Origin of the sequence: Candidatus Angelobacter sp., assembly GCA_035607015.1 — a bacterium.
In the GTDB taxonomy this organism is placed as follows: Bacteria; Verrucomicrobiota; Verrucomicrobiia; order Limisphaerales; family AV2; genus AV2.
This window is the reverse complement of sequence record DATNDF010000258.1, coordinates 1-4,201: the sequence shown is the minus strand read 5'-3', so window position 1 is coordinate 4,201 and position 4,201 is coordinate 1. Positions and strand designations below refer to the sequence as shown.

General features: G+C 58.0%; 3 protein-coding genes and 1 tRNA gene. 1 reads left to right on the top strand and 3 read right to left on the bottom strand.

What is annotated here, in order from left to right:
* Window positions 1-42 precede the first annotated feature (42 nt).
* Window positions 43-1,563 carry a hypothetical protein gene (locus VN887_10420; protein HXT40425.1) on the bottom strand — a complete coding sequence of 507 codons (1,521 nt, stop codon included), beginning with the start codon at window positions 1,561-1,563 and terminating at the stop codon, window positions 43-45.
* Between the two features lie 263 nt (window positions 1,564-1,826).
* Here VN887_10420 and VN887_10415 point away from each other — a divergent pair.
* A tRNA-Ile gene (locus VN887_10415) sits at window positions 1,827-1,928 on the top strand.
* Between the two features lie 251 nt (window positions 1,929-2,179).
* Here the strand turns inward: VN887_10415 and VN887_10410 are convergent.
* On the bottom strand, window positions 2,180-3,580 hold the full coding sequence (locus VN887_10410; GenBank protein HXT40424.1) for an efflux transporter outer membrane subunit: 1,401 nt from the start codon (window positions 3,578-3,580) through the stop codon (window positions 2,180-2,182).
* A partial coding sequence (locus VN887_10405) for an efflux RND transporter permease subunit (protein ID HXT40423.1) occupies window positions 3,577-4,201 on the bottom strand: 625 nt, incomplete at its 5' end. The genes VN887_10410 and VN887_10405, both read right to left, overlap by 4 nt.

Below are 4,201 nucleotides of genomic sequence, written 5' to 3'. Positions count from 1 at the left end.
AACCATTGAGCTACAGGCCCAGCCACAATCAGCCACGCCATGTCATTGTGCTGGCTTATTCCCGAACGTCAACTTCTTCACTCGGGTGGGGGGTGTGTTTGCGCTTCGGGAAAATCCATTGTTATGCCCGTTTTCCTCGTGCTCGCGCGACATCCGGCGAGACTTGAATCTGCGGCGAGAGGTCTTGTCTGAGAACAATCGGCCGACCGGAAGCGCTGCGCGTTGTCGCGGATCAGTGTAATGATTCGCCGTCATTTGGATTGTCGAATGGCGCAATTGCGCGCTCCCCGCGAAAATGCCTTCTCGTTTGACAATGGCATCACCAAACAGCTTTCGCAGTTCGTGAACCTTTTTTCGTGCCGAGATGCCATTTGTTTCCAACCAGTCCAACAACGTACGCCAGTGCGGTTCGCAGCGGTAACGCACGTACGTCGTTGCCTTCCATTCCCGATGGGATTGCACCACAAAACCCTCCTCGCCGTCAGTCCGAAAGCTCAGCAGCTCCTTCATTAGGGCAGGATCGACGTAAACAGTACCACCCGAACCATGCTTCGGTTCAATGAACTCGGTGGCTTCAACCCGAATGGAACAGTCATCTGGTCTCAATTGTGACCACAAGCACACGTCGGCTTCCCCGCGCCGCAACCCGGCGCACATGCACAGAAGAAAGAGTTTGTACGCTTCAGGACTGGCTGCTCGCAACTCCGTCCGCGCTTTGATCACCAAGTCCTCATAGGTAACCCCGGCGGGTGCTTGGAATTTCATCGAGCCCATCCTCTCGAAGTCCACCGTCTCGAACCAGTAAGCCTCGCGCTCGCCACGCTGGCCGTCTGGCACTTTGAACTTGGGAACTTTGATTCCGAAGTTTGGTTTGTTGATGATCGCGGAACTAAAAAGGCTTTTCGTGTTACGCATCCAAGTGTTGAAGGAACGGTTCACTTCGAGCTTTCGTCGCGGGTCGCTGTTCGCTCGTCGCAAATAATGAATTTTCCAATCTGCAACAGCGGCAGGGGTGATGGCCGAAAGCGGAATCACGTCAACTTGCTTCCGCCAGGCAAGCAAGCCGCCGGTCTTGTAGTCATACCGCGACTCGTCCGTTTTGACTCCGCAAATGTGGGCTGCCACTCTTCGCAGGCATTGGGCGTAGCGGCGAAATGTCTTAGGCTTCAGACTTGATGTTCTTTCCACTTCGGCCAGAAATGCGCCAATTGTCGCGTCAGCCCCGACGGTGATTTGAATTGCCGGTTCAGAGTTCGGTTTGAGATCGGAGAGCGTTGCTGACCAACCCTTCGCGACGAGCGACAGATAAATGTCTCGGGCCTTGGCGGCGGCTTCCTCTTTATTTCCGGCCTCCAAGTCGAAGCTCTTGCGGTTTCCGCCGAAATGAATCCTCACGGACCATTCTGGCACTTCGAACGTCTTGCCGTCCCGAGTGTACGTCCGATGCTCCAAGCGCGCTTTCCAATAATTCGCGTGGGTTTTGGAAAACGATCGCTTCGCCTCGCGTTCCTTCGCAATGGCACTCGGTGCGTTTGCCTGCTCGATCAGTTCAGAGGCGCTCATACATGTCCTCTCAGAACGACCATCTCAGCACACCCCAGAAGCGGATAGGTGTATGAGCTACACAAAGCGCGCCCCCAGATCGCGGCGTATCCGACTAGTGGTCTTGGGTCGTGTACTGCAACGCGACCCGGTCTTCTAAACACCCTCAACGGCGCTTGACGCCTCCCCATGCTTGGCCAATTCTTGGCCAATTTTCCGGTCCTGAGTAGTTGCGTCGGGTTGTGGGGGGTAGTGGGCCTCCAGCGTGAAACCCAATGAAAACAGGGGTATCGCAACTTGTGACGACCGGACGCGACTCGGCGCAACCCGGCAGGATGCGACTCATAATCGCTTGGTCACAGGTTCAAATCCTGTCGGGCCCACCACTCTTCGCAAAGCGCCGGGAAGTTGTGTTGTTGATTGCAGCGCGTTTTTAAGAGATTTGTTCGCCCGTCTGAAAGGTCTTCCAGGCTTACACCGGCGCACCGTTGACCGGCTTTGGCCCGCGAAAGCGCCCCGTATCCAGATTCGGAGCCGCCGACTCAGACCCAACGCGGCGGTAAATACAACCCGGTTTTTGCCAGCATTCTTTTCATCGAGCCCTCAATGAATTCGCACGAAGGAACGAAAGGGCGAATCACGATTTCCAACCGCCGCCCAATGAACGGTAGAGCGCGATCGCATTGAGAAGGCGCGCCGCCTGAAATTGCACCAGGTCCTGCTGCGCGGCGTAAAGATCGCGTTGCGCCAGGAGAACATCCACGTAACTGTCCACGCCCTGGCGGTAGCGCGCGGTGGTAAGGTCAAAACGCTTCTGCGTTGCGCCCAGTAATCGCTCCTGCGCTTTGAGTTTGTCGTCCAGAATCGCGCGGACCGCCAGTGCATCCGCCACTTCGCGGAACGCGGTCTGGATGGCTTTCTCGTAGTTCGCGATTTCAATGCGCTTGTCAATTTTCGACACGGCAAGCCTTGCCCTCGTTCCGCCGCCATCGAAGATCGGCACGGCGATTTGCGGCGAAAAACTCCACGTTTCCGACGGCCCGGTGAATAAATCCGAAAGCTTCGCGCTCGCCGTTCCGGCCGAGCCGGTAAGCAAAATGCGAGGGAAAAACGCCGCACGCGCGGCGCCGATGTTCGCATTGGCGGCAACCAGTGTGTGCTCGGCGGCGAGAATGTCGGGCCGACGCTGCAAAACTTCCGACGGCACTTCGACCGGCAGATCTGTCAGCAGATGTTGTTGCTGGAACGGTTTTCCGGCGGGGAGATCCTTCGGCAGCGGTTCGCCCACCAAGACGACGAGCGCGTTTTCCGATTGTGCCAGGAGCTGAAGAAAATTGGCGGAGTTCACACGCACCGCCTCGACCTGACTTTCTGCCGTGCGCAACTCCAGTTCTGACGCCGCGCCGACATCGAAGCGCCGTCTGATCAAATCATATGACTCCTGAACCGTGGCGAGCGTCTGGTTCGCGATGGCTTTGGCCTTGAGCAGGCGCAGTTGCGTCAGGTATTCCGTTGCCACTTCGGACACCAGCGCGATCTGAACGCTCTTTCGCGCTTCGTCGGTGGCAAAATACCTTTCCAGCGCCTCTCTCTTCAGGCTGCGCACGCGGCCGAACAGGTCCAGCTCATAGGACGCACCCACGTTGAGGTTGTAGGTGTCGAGCGTCGTGCCGCCGTTGAACACGGTGACGGCGCCTGAAAAGTGCTGGCGCGTGAAGTTGGCGTTGCCCTGGACGCTCGGGAACTGCTCTGCCCTCTGAATGCGGTACCGCGCGCGCACCTCCTCGACACGCAACGCAGCGACGCGCAGGTCGCGGTTGTTTTGCAACGCAAGCTCGATCAGGCGTTGCAAGCGCGGATCGTCGAAGAAATCGTGCCAATCGATGTCGGACGCGACCGTGTCGGTGGTGTTCGTTTGCGCCGAAGCCGCCGACCACGATTCGCTCACGGGTGCCGCAGGGCGCTCGTATTTCGGAATCATGGTGCAACCGCTCACCAGCGTTCCCAGAATCAGAACATGACAGCAGCGGGTGTTCATGCGGCCGGCTCCTTGCTGCTGACTGTTTCCATGCCGGTCTCGGGCGGATGCAGTTTCTTCACCTTCACTTTGAAAATGCGGCGGACCACGACGTAGAAAACCGGAATCAAAAATATTCCGAGCGCCGTGGCCGCGAACATTCCGCCGGCGACGCCAGTGCCGATGGCGTTGCGGCTCGACGATCCAGCGCCGACGCTGAGCGCCAGGGGCATCACCCCCAGGATGAATGCGAACGACGTCATGAGAATCGGCCGCAGCCGAAGATGAACGGCCTCGAGCGTGGCCTCGATCAAATCCCTGCCTTCCGCTTGAAGGTCCTTGGCGTATTCGATGATCAGAATCGCGTTCTTGGTCGCGAGACCGACGATGGTCAGCAAACCGACCTTGAAATAAACGTCGTTTGGCAACCCGCGCAGCTTCGTCGCGAGCAATGCGCCGAGCACGCCCAGCGGCACAACCAGGATGACCGACAGCGGAATGGCCCAGCTTTCATAGAGTGCCGCGAGACACAGGAACACCACAAGCAGCGAGAGCGTGTAAAGCATCGGCGCTTGCGAGCCTGATAACCGCTCCTCGTACGATTGCCCCGTCCACTCGAAACCGATGCCCGGCGGTAACCGG